Source organism: Paenarthrobacter sp. YAF11_1, assembly GCF_052113445.1.
In the GTDB taxonomy this organism is placed as follows: domain Bacteria; phylum Actinomycetota; class Actinomycetes; order Actinomycetales; family Micrococcaceae; genus Arthrobacter.
The window spans coordinates 233,029-253,199 of sequence record NZ_JBFRDF010000004.1 but is presented as its reverse complement, the minus strand read 5'-3'; the positions used below and the strand labels follow the sequence as shown (position 1 = coordinate 253,199).

General features: G+C 63.8%; 14 protein-coding genes. 4 read left to right on the top strand and 10 right to left on the bottom strand.

Annotation, left to right across the window (positions count from 1 at the left end):
- Positions 1–61 precede the first annotated feature (61 nt).
- The gene (locus AB4Y77_RS08705; protein WP_442013618.1) at positions 62–1,012 is read right to left on the bottom strand and encodes a type IV toxin-antitoxin system AbiEi family antitoxin domain-containing protein; all 951 of its coding nucleotides are present in this window, start codon (positions 1,010–1,012) and stop codon (positions 62–64) included.
- A 208-nt stretch (positions 1,013–1,220) separates the two neighbouring features.
- On the opposite strand from AB4Y77_RS08705, the gene AB4Y77_RS08700 reads away from it, so the two are divergent.
- Positions 1,221–1,424: a hypothetical protein gene (locus AB4Y77_RS08700; RefSeq protein WP_442013617.1), complete on the top strand. Its 204-nt coding sequence runs from the start codon at positions 1,221–1,223 to the stop codon at positions 1,422–1,424.
- Between the two features lie 112 nt (positions 1,425–1,536).
- On the opposite strand, the gene AB4Y77_RS08695 is transcribed toward AB4Y77_RS08700, so the two are convergent.
- On the bottom strand, positions 1,537–2,028 hold the full coding sequence (locus tag AB4Y77_RS08695) for a hypothetical protein (protein WP_442013616.1): 492 nt from the start codon (positions 2,026–2,028) through the stop codon (positions 1,537–1,539).
- 230 nt (positions 2,029–2,258) lie between these two features.
- Positions 2,259–3,107, bottom strand: coding sequence for a DMP19 family protein (locus AB4Y77_RS08690; protein ID WP_442013615.1), 849 nt, complete (start codon positions 3,105–3,107; stop codon positions 2,259–2,261).
- Between the two features lie 165 nt (positions 3,108–3,272).
- On the opposite strand from AB4Y77_RS08690, the gene AB4Y77_RS08685 reads away from it, so the two are divergent.
- Complete coding sequence (locus AB4Y77_RS08685) at positions 3,273–6,725, top strand: DEAD/DEAH box helicase (protein WP_442013614.1); 3,453 nt, start codon at positions 3,273–3,275, stop codon at positions 6,723–6,725.
- A gap of 24 nt (positions 6,726–6,749) precedes the next feature.
- Here the strand turns inward: AB4Y77_RS08685 and AB4Y77_RS08680 are convergent, their stop codons facing one another.
- Positions 6,750–7,490 carry an alpha/beta fold hydrolase gene (locus AB4Y77_RS08680; protein ID WP_442013613.1) on the bottom strand — a complete coding sequence of 247 codons (741 nt, stop codon included), beginning with the start codon at positions 7,488–7,490 and terminating at the stop codon, positions 6,750–6,752.
- Positions 7,491–7,563: 73 nt separating this feature from the next.
- Between AB4Y77_RS08680 and AB4Y77_RS08675 the strand changes: the two genes are divergently transcribed.
- Positions 7,564–8,277: a helix-turn-helix transcriptional regulator gene (locus AB4Y77_RS08675; RefSeq protein WP_442013612.1), complete on the top strand. Its 714-nt coding sequence runs from the start codon at positions 7,564–7,566 to the stop codon at positions 8,275–8,277.
- Here the strand turns inward: AB4Y77_RS08675 and AB4Y77_RS08670 are convergent.
- Both AB4Y77_RS08670 and AB4Y77_RS08665 read right to left on the bottom strand, forming a co-directional pair.
- Positions 8,274–9,446 (bottom strand): MFS transporter, encoded by a 1,173-nt coding sequence (locus AB4Y77_RS08670; RefSeq protein ID WP_442013611.1) that lies wholly within the window; start codon positions 9,444–9,446, stop codon positions 8,274–8,276. The genes AB4Y77_RS08675 and AB4Y77_RS08670 overlap by 4 nt on opposite strands.
- Positions 9,443–10,105 (bottom strand): GntR family transcriptional regulator, encoded by a 663-nt coding sequence (locus tag AB4Y77_RS08665; RefSeq protein ID WP_442013610.1) that lies wholly within the window; start codon positions 10,103–10,105, stop codon positions 9,443–9,445. The genes AB4Y77_RS08670 and AB4Y77_RS08665 overlap by 4 nt, the downstream gene beginning before the upstream one ends.
- Positions 10,106–10,353: 248 nt before the next feature.
- Between AB4Y77_RS08665 and AB4Y77_RS08660 the strand changes: the two genes are divergently transcribed.
- Positions 10,354–13,830, top strand: coding sequence for a discoidin domain-containing protein (locus AB4Y77_RS08660; RefSeq protein ID WP_442013609.1), 3,477 nt, complete (start codon positions 10,354–10,356; stop codon positions 13,828–13,830).
- A 59-nt stretch (positions 13,831–13,889) separates the two neighbouring features.
- On the opposite strand, the gene AB4Y77_RS08655 is transcribed toward AB4Y77_RS08660, so the two are convergent.
- The 4 genes from AB4Y77_RS08655 to AB4Y77_RS08640 form a co-directional block, all read right to left on the bottom strand.
- Entirely contained in the window at positions 13,890–14,690 is an 801-nt protein-coding gene (locus tag AB4Y77_RS08655) for a GNAT family N-acetyltransferase (RefSeq protein WP_442013608.1), read from the bottom strand.
- A 323-nt stretch (positions 14,691–15,013) separates the two neighbouring features.
- Positions 15,014–16,924, bottom strand: coding sequence for a DUF2264 domain-containing protein (locus tag AB4Y77_RS08650; protein ID WP_442013607.1), 1,911 nt, complete (start codon positions 16,922–16,924; stop codon positions 15,014–15,016).
- Positions 16,924–18,075 (bottom strand): LacI family DNA-binding transcriptional regulator, encoded by a 1,152-nt coding sequence (locus AB4Y77_RS08645; protein ID WP_311215166.1) that lies wholly within the window; start codon positions 18,073–18,075, stop codon positions 16,924–16,926. The genes AB4Y77_RS08650 and AB4Y77_RS08645 overlap by 1 nt, the downstream gene beginning before the upstream one ends.
- A complete protein-coding gene (locus tag AB4Y77_RS08640; protein WP_442013606.1) occupies positions 18,072–20,045 on the bottom strand; it encodes a heparinase in 1,974 nt (657 codons plus the stop codon). The genes AB4Y77_RS08645 and AB4Y77_RS08640 overlap by 4 nt, the downstream gene beginning before the upstream one ends.
- Positions 20,046–20,171 lie beyond the last annotated feature (126 nt).

Below are 20,171 nucleotides of genomic sequence, written 5' to 3'. Positions count from 1 at the left end.
CCCATAGCCGGAAGGTTCCATGCGAACACGCAGGTTTCCCGCGAACTGGCGTCCGCCACGATCACCTAAGTTCCCGAAGGATGCGTTCCTTGAAGACGCGCTCTTGAAACAAGTCCTTCCACTCGACCCTGATGAAGCGCCAGCCTTCTTCCATGAGCGCCTTTTCGCGCCGCCGCTCTTGGAAGATGACTTCATCCGTTGGTTTGAAGTCAAAGTATTTGGTTCGCCCGTCAAACTCCAAAGCTAGTTTTTCCTCTTTCCAAGCGAAGTCCATACGATGCCGGCCCAGCCGCGACTGCACCTCGAATTGTGGCTCCGGGGGCCGGATGCTGAGTCTTTGGATCAACTCACGGGTGAGCGTCTCACCGGCGGACTCTGAGCGCGGATCTGCATTGTCCAAAGCCTTGCGCAGCGTGCGGATTCCCCGCTTTCCAGGGGAACTTGTTGCCAAGGCTGTCAGCTTGTTTCTATCGGCGCCTATGCGGAGCCCGTGATCCACTATTACCAGTGCTTTGGGATAGCTCAGCATTCTGGCACTGTCAAAGATGGTGCGTTCAAGCGTCGTCGCGCGAAGACCCCGAACCACCGCAACGTCCTCCTCAGTGAACGTCTCCGTGTGTCCCGTGACGTCTTTGCCCCAACGGCCGGAGGAGGGCTGGACCGGGTGCAGGATGTGAACCTTGTCATCAACAGACCAAATGAAGAGGCCGTGAAGGCGTGCCGCCGATAGGTGGCTGTAGAGGAACCCGCCGGTTGACGTTGTCAGCGTTCCACGAGCGTGTGCCAGGATCCGCTCCATGGCCCGACTCGCCGGGCCCAGAGCCTTCCACTTGCTGCCCCTGATGTAGCAGCCGTACCTCACACGGTGCAGCTCACCCGAATCCAGCAGTGCCCTGATCTTTCTGCTGTTCAGGCCGAACCGAAGTAACTCATCGGTTCTCCACATGTACCCTCGTGCGGGAAGTGGGTGGGGCCGCGGGACAGCAGTTTCGACAGATGTTGTTCGATCCATCGGTTCAGCATGCTGACCAGCCTGGGGGTTACTGAAGAGGTACGAGTCGCTATGTGGACATCCAAGCGCCGGGACCCCGGGAACGCTGCGAAGTCGCTGGAAGTTAGCTAACGCACTCGCAGGCTTCCAGCGAAGTCAGGGACAGTGGCCGTCACAGGCAATCAGCACCCCCGTTGCTAGACTGCAAGCCACTCACTGGGGAGAGAAAATGGCAGAGAAGACAAAAACGAAGAACCCGCCGAACTTGGCATTCCTTGTCCTGCAAGAGGTCGCGTGGGCTTTGGGACTAGTGGCCATGACACTGCACACCATCGACCGCGGTCTGGACTGGATCTGGATTGGCCTGCTTGTCGGGTGGCAAGCATCCATCGTCTGGGGCTTCGTAAAGCTCAGGCGTGCCCAAATCACCTAGCCAACCGCCGTCGTCGTCCAAATCGCGCCGAGTTCGTGGGAAACCTACCGCATCGCCGCAAGTATCCGGGCGAGCTCGCAGGGTTTCAGCGAACTCGGCGAGGACCAACCGACTAGCCCCGGACACGCCCATACAGCTGCCGGACCAGGTGCTCGATGTCCGGCTCGTGCAAGGACAGGTCGGCAACCTCGGCCGTGCCGGAGATGGCAGCCAGAACAACCGCCGCCGAGAGCTTGCGGGGGTCGAAGGAGACGCTGTGTCGGATCCCGTCGGCCTCAATGCCCTCATGGACGGCACCATCAGGCAGCACAAATAGATCAGCCGAGTGCACGGGGGCGGTGAGGTCAACCACCATGGTGCGTACGGCTCCGGCGACGGCAGCCAAACCGGTGAGCGGACCGTCGTAGGCGATGGCGCCGTCGTCGACTACTAAAACGCGCTGGCACAAACGCTGGATATCGCTCATGTCATGGGTAGTCAGCAGCAGCGTGGTGCCGTTCTCGCGACGCTCCGCGTCCAGGAACTGGCGCAATTTCTCCTTGCTGATCATGTCCAGGCCAATGGTGGGCTCGTCCAGGATGACAAGTTCCGGCCGTAATGGCACTCAGCAGCAGCGATGCGCGGATGAGCCCGAAAACCGAGTTGGTAAAAGCCCCGGCGACGGCGGCAGTACGGTACGTGGAATGGCGGCGGAATGATGACCTGCCGAGTTCCCAATACGCACGCACCGATCGAGTCTACTCACGGGTGGCACCGAAATCGCCGGAAACGCGTCGAGGCCGCCGGTACGCTACGGCGATTCCGCAGCGTTCCGGCGATCTCGCGCAGAAAGACTTACGCGTCCGCGAATTCCTCGGACTCTTCGAACTCTACGGCCGCGATGATTTCCTTGGTCTCCGGGTGGATCATGAAGGCCTCCTCGTCGTCCTCGATCATGAGGTAGTCGCCGTGGTCGGTGGAGAAGTGCCAGGCGAGGGTCTTCACGCCGTCGTGCTCGTAGTTGGGATCGCCCATGGTGATCTTTTCCAAGGAGTAGCCGGCAACATCGCACAGTTCGCGGATGATGACCTCGAACTCCGGGGCATTGGCGATGGCTTCTTCTTCGGCTTCGGCTTGGCGCTCGGCGAGGTCCGGGATCAACGCGACGCGCTCGGCAATGTGTGCATCTATTTCTTCGTCGGTCAGGACAAGCAGTTCGGACTGGTCACGGAGGTAGGCCGAGTTGAGGTCGATGATGTCCTCTTCCTCGAGCAACGCTTCAAACTCGCCGTCGAGCTCGTCCAAGGCAACCACCGAGGAAGGCGGCGTTTCGGACTCGTCCAGTTCGCCGTCGAGGTAGGCCTCTGCTTCGTCCTCGGTCAGTGCATCGAACGTGGTCGCAGTGCGGTTGAAGAGGTCCAGGTGGCGGGTGGCGCCCATGCCTTCGAGGCCTGCGCGGACGTAAGCATCCACTTCCTCACGTTCCGGTGCGGTGAAGACATACTGGGCGAACCCACCGGACAGTGCCTGCGTCAGGTAGAAGTCCACAAAGTAGCTGTTGAGCGCAGGGGCGGCAATTTCGTCACTGTTGAGGAGCTCCTGGTACATCTGATTCACGACGTTGACGTTGGAATCCACTACATCCGCGTTGCCGGCTTCGAAGCTGGTCTTGTTCAGGACGACGGGGTACTCGTTGGTAGTCATGGGAATTCCTCACTGCTGAAAGCTGGTGGTGCTCCGGACACTTTCAACGTACGCGTGGGAGCGGCGCGGCAATCGAGGAAGAGGTTAACGGAGGGCGAAGTTTGGGAGCCGTTTTCTGCTGACTAAGATTGAGCAGATAACCTCCTGCCGAAAGTAGCCCGACGCATGCCGTCCCACACAGACGAAACCTGGGAACTGGCCATACAGACTCCTGCCATTAACGACCGCTCCCTGGCGGCCGGACTGGCCTATGCCATGGGCAGCCGGGTCAGCGGGATTACTTTCGACGCCGCCACTGGCCTTCTGATGGGCAAGGTCCGCGGGACCGGTCCGCAGCCGTATTCGACGTCGGCAAAACTGGTCCGCAAGCCCAGCGGCTGGAGCTGCACCGTGGGTATCTGCAGTTGCCCGGTCCGCAAGGACTGCAAGCACGTGGCCGCGCTGCTCTTCACTGCGGAGGACCACCCCACCATCCGGGCCCAGCTCCTTTCCCAGGCGCCCGGAATTCAAACCTCGAGGGTCGGCTCGGGCCAGCAGGGCGGCACCGCGCGTCCTGCCTGGGAACAAGCCCTCAACAGGCTGATCACCAAGCCAGGCACTGCTCCGAGCGCGGCTGGCATCCAGCTCGCGCTCCAGTTCGAGGTGGAAGAGCCCGCCGCGCACTTCTCCTACACAGGCCGCCGCGACCCCATGCGCAGTGTCCGCCAACTCAAGGCCCGTCCCGTGATGATGGGCGCCAAGGGCAAGTGGATCCGTGGCGACGTCTCCTGGAACAACCTCAGCTACGTCAGCTTCCGGCGGGAATTCAACGAGGTCCACGTCGAATGGCTTCAGACGTTCCTCGCCGCCCACGGTTCCAGCAACGGCCGCCAGCAACCGTCGGGGGCCATGTGGTTGAGCCTGAACGACTTCGCTGCCAAGAACCTCTGGACCCTCCTCGCCGACGCCACCAAAGCCGGCATCCCTCTCATCCACTCCGCTGGGAGCGAGCCCGTCAGCGTGGAGACGCAACCCGCCGTCGTCGGACTGAGTTTGGCGCGTCTGGGCGCCGCCCCGGACGCCACAACGGAAGCGCACGACGGCGGCCTGCAATTGGCGCCGTCAGTCACCGTGGGCGGGGAGCCCGTTGACGCCGCCACCGTGGGCTTCCTGGGCAAGCCGGCCAATGGAATCTTCTTCACGCATTCCGGGGACATCCTGCCCGGGGTGCCGCAGCAAAAGAACCTGATTACCTTGGCACCGATCGAGGGTGGCATCACTGACGAACTCCTGGAATTCGTCATGGACGGCCAAACGCTTCAGATTCCTTCCGAGGATGAGAGCCGCTTCCTGACCTCGTTCTACCCCAAATTGCGACAGTCCACGCCGGTGCAGGCCGCCGACGAATCGGTGGAGCTGCCCACCCTGGCTGTTCCCACGCTGTCCCTGCTGGCCAATTACGGCAACGATCACAAGGTCCGGTTGCACTGGGAGTGGCACTACAAGTCCGGCACGCTGGTCACGGCGCAACCGCTTTGGCGGCACCCTGACGACCGCGGCTACAGGGACGATCCTGAGGAAGCCCGCATTCTTGAGTCTCTTGGCCGGCCGTGGGATGTGGTGTCGGCGTTGGCCGAGTCGGCAACGGGCGGTTGGGGCGCTCCGCGGCTCGCGGCGTCAGCGGAACTGGGCGGTTTGGACACACTGGCGTTCACCGAAGAGGTCCTCCCTGCGCTGAAGGAACTGCCCGACGTTGTTGTGGAAACCTCCGGTGACATCGCGGATTACCGTGAAGCTGCCGAAGCTCCCGTGGTGTCCATCTCCACGAAGGAAACGGCCAGCGGCGACTGGTTCGACCTCGGCATCGTCATCACGCTCGAAGGCGAACCCGTCTCCTTCGCCGCGGTGTTCTCCGCCCTCGCGGCTGGAATGAGCCGCATGCTGCTGCCCAGTGGCGCGTACTTCTCCTTGGATCTGCCGGAGCTGCACCAGTTGCGCGCGTTGATCGACGAAGCCCGGTCCCTGCAGGACAACCCGGACAACAAGGACGGCACCCTGCAGATCAGCCGCTTCCAAGCAGGGCTCTGGGATGAGCTGGCGCAGCTCGGGATTGTGGACGAACAAGCGGCCGCGTGGCGCGAAGCCGTGGGGGGATTGCTCGACGACGGCGTGACCGGGCTGCCGCTGCCGGCAGGCCTCAACGCTGAGCTGCGTCCGTATCAGCTCGAAGGATTCAACTGGCTCAGCTTCCTGTACAAGCACAGCTTGGGCGGGGTTCTGGCGGATGACATGGGCCTGGGTAAGACAGTGCAGGCCATTGCGCTGATCTGCGCGGCGAAGGACCTGGCTGAGGAGACGGCTGCCGCCGCACAGGGTGATGCTGCTGAGGTGACTCCGCGTGCTCCTTTCCTGGTGGTGGCACCCACCAGTGTCGTGAGCAACTGGGCCTTGGAAGCGCAACGGTTCGCCCCTGGGCTGGTGGTGCGCACCGTTGGTGAGACTTTCGCCAAGAGCGGCCTGTCCCCTGTCGACGCATTGGCGGGTGCCGACGTCGTTATTACCTCCTATGCCCTGTTCCGCATTGACTACGATGCCTACGCGTCGTTCCACTGGGCCGGGCTCATGCTGGACGAGGCGCAGTTCGTGAAGAACCACCAGTCCAAGGCGTACCAGTGTGCGCGCAAGCTCCCGGCACGTTTCAAGCTCGCCATCACGGGCACGCCGCTGGAAAACAACCTCATGGAGTTCTGGGCCCTGACGTCGATCGTTGCGCCGGGGCTGTTCCCGAGCCCCAAGCGGTTCGCGGAGAACTATCAAAAGCCGGTGGAAAAGAACGGCGACTCGGCGCAACTGGGCAAGCTCCGGCGTCGTGTGCGTCCGCTGATGATGCGCCGCACCAAAGAGCAAGTCATCAAGGACCTGCCGCCCAAGCAGGAGCAGATCCTGGAAGTGGTGCTCAACCCGCGGCACCAGAAGGTCTACCAGACACACCTGCAGCGCGAGCGCCAAAAAATCCTCGGCCTGATCGACGACGTGAACAAGAACCGCTTCACGATCTTCCAGTCGTTGACGTTGCTGCGGCAGCTGAGCCTGGACGCATCGTTGGTGGATTCTTCATTGTCCGGCGTGCGCTCCTCCAAGCTCGATGTGTTGTTCGAGCAGCTGGAGGACGTCATTTCCGAAGGCCACCGGACTCTGATCTTCAGCCAGTTCACGGGGTTCCTTGGAAAGGTACGCGAGCGCCTGGACGAAGAGGGTGTGGAGTACTGCTACCTCGATGGCAGCACCCGGAACCGCGGCGACGTGGTCAGCGAGTTCAAGAACGGTGCCGCTCCGGTGTTCCTGATCTCGCTGAAGGCCGGTGGCTTCGGGCTCAACCTCACCGAGGCCGACTACGTGTTCCTGCTGGATCCGTGGTGGAACCCGGCGTCCGAAGCCCAGGCCGTGGACCGCACCCACCGTATTGGGCAGGCCAGGAACGTCATGGTCTACCGATTGGTTGCGAAGGACACCATCGAGGAAAAGGTTATGGCGTTGAAGGCCAAGAAGTCACAGCTGTTCGCAGATGTGATGGAAGGTGACGCCTTGGCCGGTGGCTCGTTGACGGCGGATGACCTGGCGGCGCTGTTCGCGGAGTGACCTCCCCAAACAGCGCGCACTGCGTCACCCGACGTGTGTGGAAGCTGCCTGAATGATCGTGGCGAGATCGCGGGGGCGGCTCCACATGGGCCAATGCCCCGTGGGGAGGTCAATGACGTCGAGATTCTCGATGTTCGCGACTTCTGCAAACATGGCATGGCCTGCGTGGGCCAACTCCATCACCTGCGCGCCAGGGATCGAGCAGCACACCAGAGTGGTCCGGACCTTGCGGCGGGCATCGTTCATGAGCTCAACGGGCTGACGGAGCACAGGGCCAGGCTCGGGGACGGCCCGGACACGAAAACGCTCAAGGACCTCTGTGCTCAGGCCTTCGAGACTTGCCTGCTGTGCGAGGACGTCGAGGGACGGCAGCGGAAGCTCCTCCACCCCTTCCGGGAGATCAGGAGCGAAGACGCTCCCTGGTGCAAGAGGGCCGGAGTCAACCCACACCACCAGATGAACAAGCTCAGGGTGTCGGTCCAGGACAAGGCTGACAGGGGCGTTGGCCCCACTGTGAGCCACGAGAACAGCGGGCCGATCTTCGGTAACTCCAAGGCGGGCAAAGTTCTCCAGGACCGCTGCAGCTTGATCGTCCAAGGTCTTTGTCGCCCGCTCAGGATCGTCCCCATCGAGACCAGGGAGCGTCACCGCAACTGCGCGGGAGTGGTCGCTTTGCAGGTGTTCAAGGACTTCATCCCACGCCCAAGCACCCAGCCAGTGGCCGGCGATGAGGATGATGTCCGGATTGCTTGTAGTTGTTGTCATGTCACTACCCTCGCAGGCGCTACGGACAAGGGTGTGTCACTATTTATGTCATGAATTTGATATGGGCTGACAGGTGAAGCGTGCAGAACGCCTCCATGCTCTTTCCGAGTTGCTGCGTCGCAGCGGAGCGCGGGGGGTCTCCGCCGAGCGGTTGGCGGGAGAGTTCGAGGTATCCGTGCGCACTGTCAAGAGGGACCTGGATGCGTTGGAGAGCAGTGGTGCGCCCGTTTGGTCGCGCCCTGGACCCGGTGGTGGGTACGGGTTGGCCGCTGGCGCTTCCCTGCCGCCTGTCAGCCTGTCCCCAGCGCAGGCCGTGGCGCTCATGGCGGCCGTGTCCGCTGCACCCGACGCCCCTTATGCCGATCTGGCAGCAGCCGGGATCCGGAAGATCCTGGATGTCCTCGATCGCAAGACCCGGGCAAGAGCCGACGACCTGGCTGGCCGTGTCTGGGTGAACGCGACTCCCCTCTCCTCGCGCGCCATCAGGTCGGCTCTGGAGGAGGCGATGTCCGAGCAACGGGTCATCCGCATGCGCTACACCTCGGGAGATGGGAGCACCACCATCCGCGACGTCGAACCCGTACTGTTCGCCTCAACGAATGGCCAGTGGTACTTGGTTGGATGGTGTCGACTTCGCGACGCCATGCGGTGGTTCATGGTGTCCCGCATTGAGCGAGCCAGCGTCACCAAGACGGCTTGCAGCGGCCACACCATCCACGAAGTCGGGGAACCTCCGGCGAACGCCAGGCCTGTGCACGGTTCGTTGGATCAGCCTCGCAGCACCTAGTCGTCCAGCCTCACACCGCGCAACAACAGCATGGTCCCGCCCACGGCCACCGCGGATGCCAGGAACACGCCTGCGGCACCGAGCCCTACCGCTACAACGCCGATGACGCTGGGCAGGACCACTTGGCCCACCCTGTTCCCGGCGAGCCGCAAGGCCAGGGCCCGCCCGCGCTGGCCTTCAGGCGCTTGGGCAGAGAGCCAGGACATCGTCAGGGGCTGGCCGATTCCCAGCCCCAATCCGAGGAACGCCATCACGACGAAGAGCAACCACTCGGGCATCGGGACGGCGGCCACCCCCAGAGCGGCCGTGGAGATCGCCAGGCTCATGATCAGCAACTTCATGCGCCCCAGCTTGCGGGACACGCTGCCCAGACCCAGCCGGGACACCATGGAAAACACGGCGCGAACGGTCAGCATAAGGCCCACGGTTGCTGCGGTCAGGCCCCGCTCCGCGCCCAATGCCGGCAGGTAGACAACGGTCAGGTCCACCACGGCCAGGACGGTGGCGCTGGTAGCCAAGGCACGGACCACCCCGGGTGTCCTGAGGAGTGCGGCCGCGCTGCCCTTGGGAGCGCCCTTGGCTGTGCGCCTACCCTGGCTGACCTTCGAAGAAATCACGAACGTGGTCAGGAACATCACCAAGCTCATGGCAGTGGCGAGGAGGAAGATCGCCTGCGTGTTCGGGCGAACGGAAGCACCGCCCACGACGGAAATGGCCAACGGTCCCAAGGCCTGGCCCAGGGACGCGGCGAAGGTCAGGTATCCGAAGGCAGAATCCAGGCGAGACGACGCCGCGTTGTTCGCGACCACCGCTTGCTGCCCCACCACGCAGGCCAACTGCCCGGCCCCCAGAAGCGCGGTTCCCGCTACGAGCGCAGGGACTGACGTCCCCCAGAACAACAGAAAAGCGGAACAACCCAGGACGACGGCGGCCCCGATCGCCATGAGCCGACGCTCACCAAGGCGGTCCACCAGTCCGCCGATGGGCAGGGCGAGCAGCAGGGGAAACACAGCGTAGCTGGCGGCGAGAAGGCCAAGGGCGAACCCGGGGACATCCAATTCGAGTGCGCGGTACGTGGTGGCCGGCCGGACCAGGAATGTGACGGCCTGGATGAGCGTCGAGTGGACCAGGAGTGCGGTGGATGACCGCCGTCCGAGTTCGCCGATCATTCGACTACGAGGCCGGAGCTGGAGATGACCCGCAAGGTCTCATCCCGTGCACCGATGACATGGTGGAAGGCCACCTTGGCTGCCTTCTCCGCATCCTTTGAAGCGATCGCTTCGACCAAGAGCCGGTGATTGGCGAGTGCTTCGTCGCGGCGTTCGGGAGCGTTGTTGGTGAAGTACCGGTAGCGCTCAACCTGGCTGGCGATCTGCTCATGGAAGCGTTGGGCCCAGGAGTTCCCGGCGATCCTGGCGATTGCAGCATGCAGGGCAACCCCGTACTTCATGGCCTCGTCGGCGAACTCCACCATCGCAGCATTGCGGGCAAGTAGCCCGCGGAGTTCTTCAAGGTCCGCGGCGGTGGCATTGGCGCAGGCCTCCCGTGCCATCAGGGATTCCAACGCTGCGCGAACGTCGTAAAGCTCGGAAATCACCTTCTCATCCAGCGCGGGAACCAGGACCCCTCCGGTGGATTGCTGTTCCAGCAGGCTCTCGGAAATCAGGCGGCGGATGGCTTCGCGAAGGGGCGTGCGGCTGACTTGCAAGGCAGTGGCCATGGCGGGTTCGTAGATGCGCTCACCCGGTTTCAGTTCGAGGCTGAGGATCCGGCGCTTCAACTCGCCATAGACAAGGTGCGCCCCCGTGTTTCGTGGTTGTTCTGCCATGCTGCCGCCTCAAGGGAAGGTGTACTTGTATACATCTATACAACCACGGGTCAGCGTAGGGCAAAGTTGTTACACCTGTGACCACTTCTGACTGACCACGAACGAGCGTGTTCGAGTGCCTTGTGACGCTCCCAAGAGCCTCATAGTCTCGGCTTGCCGGGCCTTCCCGCGAAGCCCTGCACCATCACCCCGAACCCCGACGATGAGGTCCACCCATGGCGTTTTCCGCGCGAAGAATCCGAAGGCCAGTGGCAGTCCTGGCAGCAGCCGTCACTGCAGCCGCCGGCCTGGCACTCATGCCCGCAACCACACCACAAGCACACGCAGACGACGCAACAGCGGTCACCATCACCCCGAACCCCGCCACCAGAGGCGAAGCGTTCGAAGGGTGGGGAACCAGCCTGGTGTGGTTCGCGAATGCGACGGCGGGCTACTCCCCCGAGCTCCGGGAGGAGCTGTACCAGAAGGTTTTCGGGGAGGACGGACTCAACCTCAACATCGCCCGCTACAACGTGGGCGGCGGCAATGCCTCAGACGTAGCCAACTACCTCAACGACGGCAGTGCTGTGGAGGGATGGTGGAAGCCGGTGGCCGAAGCGCAACCCGGCCAGCCGGCGTCGAACCTTTACAACCCGGACGGAACCGTGGACAAGACGCAGGCCAACAAGCTCGCGTTCTTGAACGAGTGGGATCCGGACGATCCCGCGTCCTACAACCCCGACGCCGATCAGAACCAGCGGTGGTGGGTGGAACGCCTCGCCGCAGACCAGCAGATCACCCACTGGGAAGCGTTCAGCAATTCCCCTCCGTGGTTCATGACCAAGAGCGGCTATGTCTCCGGCCAGGTCAACACCAACAAGGGCGAGAATCTGCTGCCTGAAGCGGAAGCCAAGTTCGCTGCCTACATGAGGAACGCCGTCGAGCTCCTCGAAAAAGGCAGCGGCATCACGGTGGACACTATCGACCCTTTCAATGAGCCGAACTCGGGTTACTGGGGTACGGACATCAATGCCGCCACCGGCAAGCCGCCCACCACGTACACCCAAAAGCAGGAGGGTGCGCTGATCTACCCGGCCGCCCAGGACCGCGTGACCAAGTTGCTGGCTGCTGAGCTCAAAAAGGGCACCACGGACGCCGTCATCTCCGCGATGGACGAGACGGATCCCACCAAGTTCATGACCAACTGGAACGGCTACAGCCAGGAAGCCAAGGACGCTGTTGCGCAGCTCAACGTCCACACCTACGGCACCAACGACCGTCGTCGGGTCCGCGACCTCGCCGGTTCCACGGACAAGCCACTGTGGATGAGCGAAGTGGGCGGATTCTGGACCGGCAACCCGGTGCTCGGCGACTCCACCAGCGGCTGGGACCGCTCCAACATCACCAACGGCCTGGGCATCGCCGGCCGGATGGTCAACGATCTCCGTGAGCTGGACCCCAACGCGTGGGTCTTCTGGCAGCCTGTGGAGGACACGTACAAGCAGGAGAAGGCAGACAAGGGCTGGGGCTCCATCTACATCGACTTCGACTGCAATTACGAAGGCCGCGAAGGCTTCTCCAACCGCCGCATCAACGACGGCGCATCCCAGGACCAAGCCAAATGCAAGGTCCTGACCAACCAGAAATACAACACCACCCGGAACTTCACGCACTACATCCGGCCCGGCGACTTCCTCATCCAGAACGACAACGCCAAAACCGCCAGCGCCCTCCGCGCCGACGGCAACGGCGCAACGCTGGTCCACTTCAATGACACCCCGACGGCGGAAAAGGTCACCATCGACCTCAGCCGCTTCGGCAGCATCGCACCCGGCGCCAAAGTCACTCCCGTGGTCACCACGAAGTCACCTCTGGATGACATCGAGAAGAACGCACTCGTCAAGGGCGCTCCAGTCGCCGTCGACACCGCGGCAAAGTCCGCCACGCTCGAGGTTCCTGCTGCGTCTGTGGTGACGTTCGTCGTCGACGGCGTCAGTGGGGTTTCAGAGGATGCTGCGCCTGTGCGGGACGGCCGCAGCTACCACCTCAGCGGTGAGGCGAGCGGCAAGTACCTGACCGGGCGTGCGAATGGCTCGGCCTCTATTGAGGAACTGGGCACCGACGCTGCAGGCGTGGCTCCGCAGATGTGGACGTTCAACGCGGTGGGTGCATCAAGCGATCGTCGATGGGTTGTTTCCAGCGCGGACGGACGGGTCCTTACCGGCAACGGTGGCGTGCTGAACGGGAGCCAGGGCGGTGCGGCAACACTGGCTTCTCTGACGTTGGACCAGGCCAAGGCGACTCCTTCTGCACAGTGGATCGTCACCACTGAGAACGGCAAGCAGTGGTCCCTGGTGAACGCCGGTGCCGCGATTGCCTTGCAGGTCTCGGGCAACCAGACCGCTGCCGGAACGTCCGTGGCACTTGCTTCATCTACCGGAACCACCTCAACCGCCTCGGCCAGCCCGCATCAGGCGTGGGCTTTCACGGATATCGCTGATTTGAAGCTCCTGGGTGTTTCGCCCGTTGAACTGAGCACGCTCACGGGCGTTGCGCCTAACCTTCCTTCTACAGTGATTCCGCTGTATGAGGCGGGTCCCGGCAAGCCGCTGGCTGTGACGTGGTCCGCCGTTGATCCGTCTGTTTGGCAGAAGGAAGGCAAGGTAACCCTCCGGGGTTCCGGCGTCGATCCCTATGGCCAGGCTTTTGACGACGCGCTCCTCACTGTGACGGTTGGGCAGTACGTCGCAACAGATCCCGCATCCGTGACAGTTGGTGTTGGTTCTACCGTGGCTGCAGTTCAAGCTGCGGCACCTGCTACGGTCGCCGGACAAATCGGTAACGGGCCCGCCCGCAACCCGATTCCTGTTATGTGGGACTGGGCTTCGCTGTCTGAATCTGCACTGCAGACCGTCGATTCGGTAACCGTGCCTGGCAAGGCCGGCTCACTGTCCGCGACACTCACCATCGTGGTAGTGGACCGGGTTCCCAGCAGCAACATCTGCAAGGACGACCCCACCACGTCCGCGACCGCCAGCTATACCGAGGGCTCCTACATCGCGAAGAACACCTGCGATGCCAACGCCTCCACCCGCTGGTCCAACTGGGTGAGCGGCGGCCGTGCTGGTGACAGCCTGAGCTACGGTTTCAGCCGCGACTACACCGTTTCATCCGTTACTGTGGCGTCCGCGGAGAAAGCTGCGGCGAGCCTTAAGGTCCAGTACCAGGACGCCTCCGGGGCATGGAAGGACACTTCGGCCGGGACCATCACTGGACTCTCGACTTCTGCGCCCACGACAGTTCGCTTCGACCCCGTGACCACCCGCGGCATCCGCGTCTCCTTCGTGACCACGGCGTCGTACACCAAGATCGCCGAGGTAGCCATCGCGGGTTCACGTTTGGCTGACGCCGGACTAGCCGACCTCGGCAGGCTCCTCGTCAACCAAGCGTCCGTCAACGGATTCGACCCGGCGACCACCGACTACCGGGTGCTGGCCGCGACGGCGACTCCCGCCGTCGTCGGCTACCCGCTGGACACGAACGCGAAGGTGACCGTCAAGCAGCCCACCGCTGAGGATCCGGCGGCGGTAGTCACCGTGACGGCGCCGGATGGAACGACCAAGGAATATCGCGTGACTGTTTCCACCGGCAAGGACGCATGCAAGAGCGATGGATGGAAGACCAGTCCGTCGCCAGTGTTCACGAACCAGGGGCAGTGCGTGAGCTACTTCGCGGCTGGGAAGTAGGGCTCCTCGGTAACGGTTCGGGTCTCCTCCTGCTGAGCGCGGGAGGGGGCCCGAACGGCTTAGTCACGCACCCAGCGGTACGGCGTCGTCGTCGAGACCTTGAGCAGCCCGGACCGTTCCAGGATTGGCCGTGAGAATTCGGTGGAATCGCTGTGGATGAGGGTCTTGCCCAACTCGAGTGCTGCATGGGCACGGCGAGCCGTCAATGCCCGGTAGATCCCTCGGCCGCGCCACTCTTTTCTAGTGGCCCCGCCCCAGATACCGGCGAAGGCCGTGCCGGGCACTGGCTCCAAGCGTCCTGCGCTGACGATTTGTCCGTCAGCCTCCGCCACCCACAACTGCATCCCGTCATCGAGGGAGAGGCGGCGCAGCAAAGCATCGGCCATCTCATCCGAGACCGGCTCGCCAAAGACCTCGTCCTGCATCGCGCTCATAGCCCGCACGTCCGGTTCCTCCCTGACCTGCCGCAGGGTCACGCCGTCGGGAAGTGGCACGGCTGTGCTCAAAGCCTTCGCTTCCCCGATCATGATGGACTCGGGCTCGTCCTGGGTGAAGCCGTTTTCGTCGAGGGCCTCGTGCAAACCCGGCGCGTGATCATGCCCGCGGGATTTCCATTCAACCCTGGTGATGTCAGGTTCAGCGCGGAAGTAGGCCACCGACTCAGCGACGAGCCGCTTGATGGTCTGCGAGTCCGCGTCACCGAGGTCCTGGTACGTGACGAAGCCCCGCCCCTTCATGAAGGTCACCAAGCGCACGGGTCCGTGTTGGGTCACTTTGAGGGCGCTCGGGGTCTCGGCGTCGGTGCGGAGGTCCTGGTCATATGCCGCGAGGAAGCGTGCTCGATCGTCGGTTTGGCTCATCCCGCGAGCCTACTGCAGGGGTGGGCCCGCCCGGATGTCGCCCGATTCGATGGCTCGCTGCACACAAGACGGTAGGAGTCGTCTAACCCGCAGCTAGACGTCGAAACGGGCGGGCTGTCACGCTCTACCCCACCTCAGAGCGACCCGGCCAGCTGCCCGATTCGATGGCTCGCTGCACACAAGACGGTAGGAGTCGTCTAACCCGCAGCTAGACGTCGAATTGGGCGGGCTATCACGCTCTACCCCACCTCAGAGCGACCCGGCCAGGCGCCCGATTCGATGGCTTGCTGCACACACGACGGTAGGAGTCGTCTAACCCGCAGCTAGGCGTCGAATTGGGCACGCCACAGCCGGGAGAGCTCCACGGAGGCGCCGTCCGAGAACACGAACCGGCCATCCCCATCCCCTTCCCCGGCAACAAACGTGACACCCGCATTCGTCGAAGCACCCCCGTCACCCGCGAGGACGACGACGGCGGCGTAGTCGCCGTCGTGCGCGGTGCCCGAAGTGCCCACCCAGGGAATGGTGAGTTCGGACCCCATGGGGTGGGGTCCAGAGCGGACGAACGTCCCGGATACATCCAAGGCCAGACCAAACCCAGGCACGGCATGCACAGAGCCCACCACCGGAGACGCAGCATCCACCGGCCAGCCGCCGATCCGCAGCGCAGGCCCCAAAGCGCCCGAAGCCCCGGATACACGCACCAGCCGAAGCTCCACTGCCCCACGCGTTACCGACACCACGGTGACCGAGGGCCCTGGAGTCGCAACGCCGGCCACCCCGCTGCCGTGATCGGGACCGGCGTCGGGATCGGGTTCGATCCAGTGAGCGCTGAACCGGGAAGCGCCCACCTGAACGCCGCCCTCGGAGTACGAGCCGAGGTATTCAAACCCCGTCCGATGCGTGAGCCGGCCAACGGAATCAGTGAACGCCACCGCATTGTCCAAGGACTCCGCCGTGAGGTCGGGGAACGTGTGGGTGGAGTACCCGATCCGCGCGTACAGCGGCGAGTCAGCCACCACAGCACCAGCAACGGCGTGATCCGTGGCATGGTTCCGTATCCGGACCACGCCGTCGGCACGAGTCCCATCCACCTGCCATCCCGGTGCAGCGATGATCCGCTGGGTGTCGGCAACTTCAACGGGCAAAGGAGCCTCAACGGAAGTCCACGCCGCGTGATCCGCCGGCAATGCCAGCCCGAGCATCCCCTTCGCTGCCCAATACGGTGATCCTGCCCCGGAGTAGGCCTGCTTCATGCCGGCAAACTCGCCGTGCCAGCCGATGGACAGCAACCCGTCCTCCGTGATGGAGCCATGCCGGGCAAAGTAGTCGAGCATCCCGGACGCTGCCCGGCGCGCCATGCCGGGGGCCAAGCGCGTGTGCCCGGACAACTCCCCTACCCAGAACGGCGCGGCGGCAGCGAACCGGTAGATCAGACTCCGGCCTTGAATAAGGGGTGCACCGTTCGCGCCAACAAGGAATGCAGCGTCGTCCAGGAAATCAGCCAGCCGGTCGCCGTCGAGCGTTTTGCGGGCGGCAACGCGCGGATCATCAGGCGCCATCAACGCCCAGAGCTGCGGATACACCTGGAACGCCCAGCCCACATAGTGGTCGTAGGCGCGCTCGGGACCGTCCGCGAACCAGCCACCGCCCCGGTACAGCGAGTCGTGGATGGCGAGTCCGGCGTCGATGTCTTCGTCCGAATACCGCCCGCCCACGGATGCCAGGAACGTCTCCACCACAATCTGGAACCACACCCAGTTGATGGGCGGGTATTCCTCGCCGATCACGGTTTCGAACCAGGCAATCAGCTGCTCCTGCACTCGCTCCGGCAGCTTGTCCCACAGGACGTCGCGGGTCAGCGCCAGGCCAACAGCCAACGACGCCGCCTCAACCTTCGCCTGCCCCAGCTCACCTGGTGTCGGCCACCGGTCCGGGTTGGCGGGGTTGGTTCCAGCGTCGAGTCCGGCGGCGTACCACTCGGCGATCCAGCCCGTACTGGCGGGGTCGCCCGCCATCCGGAACGAGGCCAGCAGGAACGTCCGTGCGAAGGCTTCCAGCGAATCACTTCGCGGGCCGTAGCGGCTGTTGGCTCCGGGCAGGTGGATGTTGGCGTGATCGTCGGTGCCGAACTGATGGGCCGAACGCAGGAGGTGATCCGCATACGCGCACCAGTGCTCACGGGTCAGGCCGGTGTAAGGGGAAAGCTTGTGATCCAGGGGCGGCAAAAGCATCACAGCGAGTCCTCCAACACAACTCCGGCGAGCCCCCGCGGCGCGCCCAAGGACGAATCGCGCACAATCAGCTCGGGGTTCAAGTCAATACGATGCACGGGGCGCATCCTTCCTTCGGCCAGGCGTGCAGCCATCAGCTGCACCGCCACTTTGCCGACATAGCTTTTGGGTGGCCGGACCGCGGAGATGGCGGGCTCGGCAAGGTAGGCAACTTCGTCGTCGTAACCAACGATCGCCATGCTGCCGGGAACATCCACACCTCGGTCAACGCAGTGCTGCACGAACGCCACAGCCTGGGTGTCCGAGTGCACCAGCATGGCCGTGGTTCCGGTGGAACGGCACAGGTCCAGGACGTGATCGAAGTGCTTGGCGCGATCGCCATTGTCCAGCTTGGCAGAGTCCTCATGGACGGACTTCTCCAGCGGAATCTTGAGCGCGGCAAGGGCCTGTTTCCAACCGCGGACCACATGCGGACTGGTGGGACTGGTGGAATCCGTGAGGCATCCGATCATTCGATGCCCCTCCTGCCACAGATGCCGCACGGCCATCCCGGCGCCAAACGAGTGATCCGTCGCGACCCACTCCAGACGATGCGCGGGGATTTCCGACGGCGCCCGCCGTTCAGCCAGGATCACCGGAATGGGCAGGGCATTGAGCCACCGCAGCAACTCCTTCCCGTGCTCACCGCCCATATCGGGGGCAACGATCAGCCCGTCGATGTTCTGGGTATCCAGCAACGCCTGGACCTGGCGGCGGTTGTCGGCAGCGTCGTAGGCGGAGCCACGGACCAGGATGCGGAGGTTCTGCGCTTCGGCCTCGCCGCGCGCCCCGGAAATCACCTGCGGCCAGTAATAGTCCAGCGACGGAACCACCATGCCGATCGAGTAGCTGTGCGCCGACGGCCGCCCCACAGCCACCGAACGGTCCAACGGGCTGGGCAGCGTGGCGCCGCCATGCACGCGGGAGACGAGTCCTTCGTCGGCGAGGGTGTTCACATCACGCCGGATAGTCAGCTCACTGACGCCCAACTTCGCGGCAATATCGCGCACGGTGATGGCGCCATGTGCACGCAGCTCCTCCATGAGCCGTTCACGGCGTTGCAGGGAGAAGAGGGACTTGCCGCCCGCTTCCGGGGTCTGTTCAGAACTCAAGATGTTGCCTCCACTGTGAGGGTAAACGCGCCCGAAGCGCGGTTTTCGGCGGGCATACGGAAACGGATCCGGGTCAGTTTTTCGCCCCAGATGTCGCTGAGGAGAGGATCGTCGAGGTGCCATTCGTCCACGAGTACGACGGCGGTGGCCGGCTTCCAGCGCAGGTGCAGGCCGTTGGTGGTCTCCGCAGCCGGAATACCGTCGGGCGCGATGGTCGCCGTTGCTTCTTTACCGACGGTGACGGTGCCGGCAACCAAGTAGGTGATGTCGACGTCGGGCGTTCCCTCAGGCGGGTGCGTTCCCTCGGGCGCCTGCTCGGGCAGGTTCCAGCGGTCGTCAATCACCACGGACCCCAGCTCCCGGTTCATGAGCGAGGTACGGATCCATTGCTCAGCGTGGTCCAAGCCATAGGCCGCCCCGAGTCCAAGTGCGAGGGTGGGTTCCTCGGGAGTCGGCTCTTGGAGAACGGTCGCCGCGAACGAAGACCCGGTCCCCTGCTCCAGCCCGAACGGCGCAGGCACGCTGTGCCAGGCACTCTGCATGGCCCGAATCTGGTACCGATCAGGTCCGAACGTTTGGGCGGTGTACGTGGGCTGGCCGGCGTCGACCAACAGGGGCACGCCGTCCACCGCGACCACCACGGAGCCGACGTCGCGGTGGTTGTGGTGCTCGCCGTTGTGTCCGCCCTTGGCCGCGAGGGTGAGCCCGTCGGATGAGCCCGGTGTTTGCCGCGCCACCATGATCTGGACCGACGGCAGGTACGTCCCCCAACCAGGTCGCAGATCAGGCCGTTTTGAGGGCTCAGAACGGCCTGATCTGCTACTGAGTTGGGTGAGGACGCGGCCCAGTCCCGCGGTGGCTTTGGGTTCGGGTTCGACGGCGGCAAAGGCGGCGGCGTGCGCGGCGGCCTCGGAGTCCCCCAGCCGGACAGCCCAGCGATGCAGCATGTCCCACGGGAGTCCGTCGTGGGCGCGGGCTGGGCCGTCAGCGACGTTCAGGAACCAGCGGCCACCGAGGTGCATGCGGTGCGGGAAAGCGACCAGTGCCCGGATTACCGGCAGGTCCGGATCGAGCATACCGCCGCTTGCCTCCTCCAGCAGGGCGAGACCTTCCAGTGCCCGGCCGGCGCCGTTCCACCAATAGGCGAAGCCTTCGTCGATGGCACCGTCAGCTGGAATGGAGGCGAGGAAGCGGTCCAGGCCCTCAATGCAGCGGGCTACCACCTCCGCCTGCAACTCAGGGTCATCAATCAGGACCAATGCCGCGGCGATGATGTTCGAGTGGATCCACGGATTCCAGTTATGAACGTCGCCGTCCAACCCCAGCCAGTGCCAGTCGAGCCGGTCCAGGAACGGCCGGATGACCCGTTCCTGTGTCTCCAGGCGGATACGACGGCGCAGCCCGGGAGCACGCTCATCCAATCGCGAACCCAGCACATGGTCCAGCCACGCCAGCTGCGCCACGACCTCCCCGGCGCCGAGATCCAGATACGGCCGGGAACGGTCAGGGACCACGTCGCCGCTGCGGGTGAACACGTCGTCGTGTGCGGCCCAGCTCCACGAACTTTGCTCGCACAGGAGGTAGGCGCCATCAATCACTTCATCGAGCCACCCGTCATCAGAGGAACCAGCCACGGCGGCCATCACGACGGCGCGGGTCAGGCGTTGCTGCCGGCTCGCCACAAGTCCCTCGTAGGCCGTGCGGTTGCCGTCGCGGAAGTAGCGCGCGTAATGGGACACGAGCGGTTGGGGCCAGGGGCTCCCCTTTTCTGCCGATGCTTGGCCGCGCAGTTCCGCAAGGGGCCGGTCAGCAGCGAGCTGCCATCCGGCGTCGGACGCTTGACGAACGGTGAGGCGGTCCCGGGAGCCGCGAAGCGACTCCATGAGGGCGGCCTTTGCGGCCAACGGGCCCCACGCAGTGAGTAACGGGTAACGATGTGGCGCTTCAACGGCGGCGGTGCCGGTTGCCATAGGAATTCTTCTCTCATTTGTTCGATCTTGAATGTTTTAGATCAAGTTCGATTGAGTTGAATGAACAGTCTTGTTTATGAGTATGTACTGATTATTAGATGTGATGCAACACATAAATCACGGTCG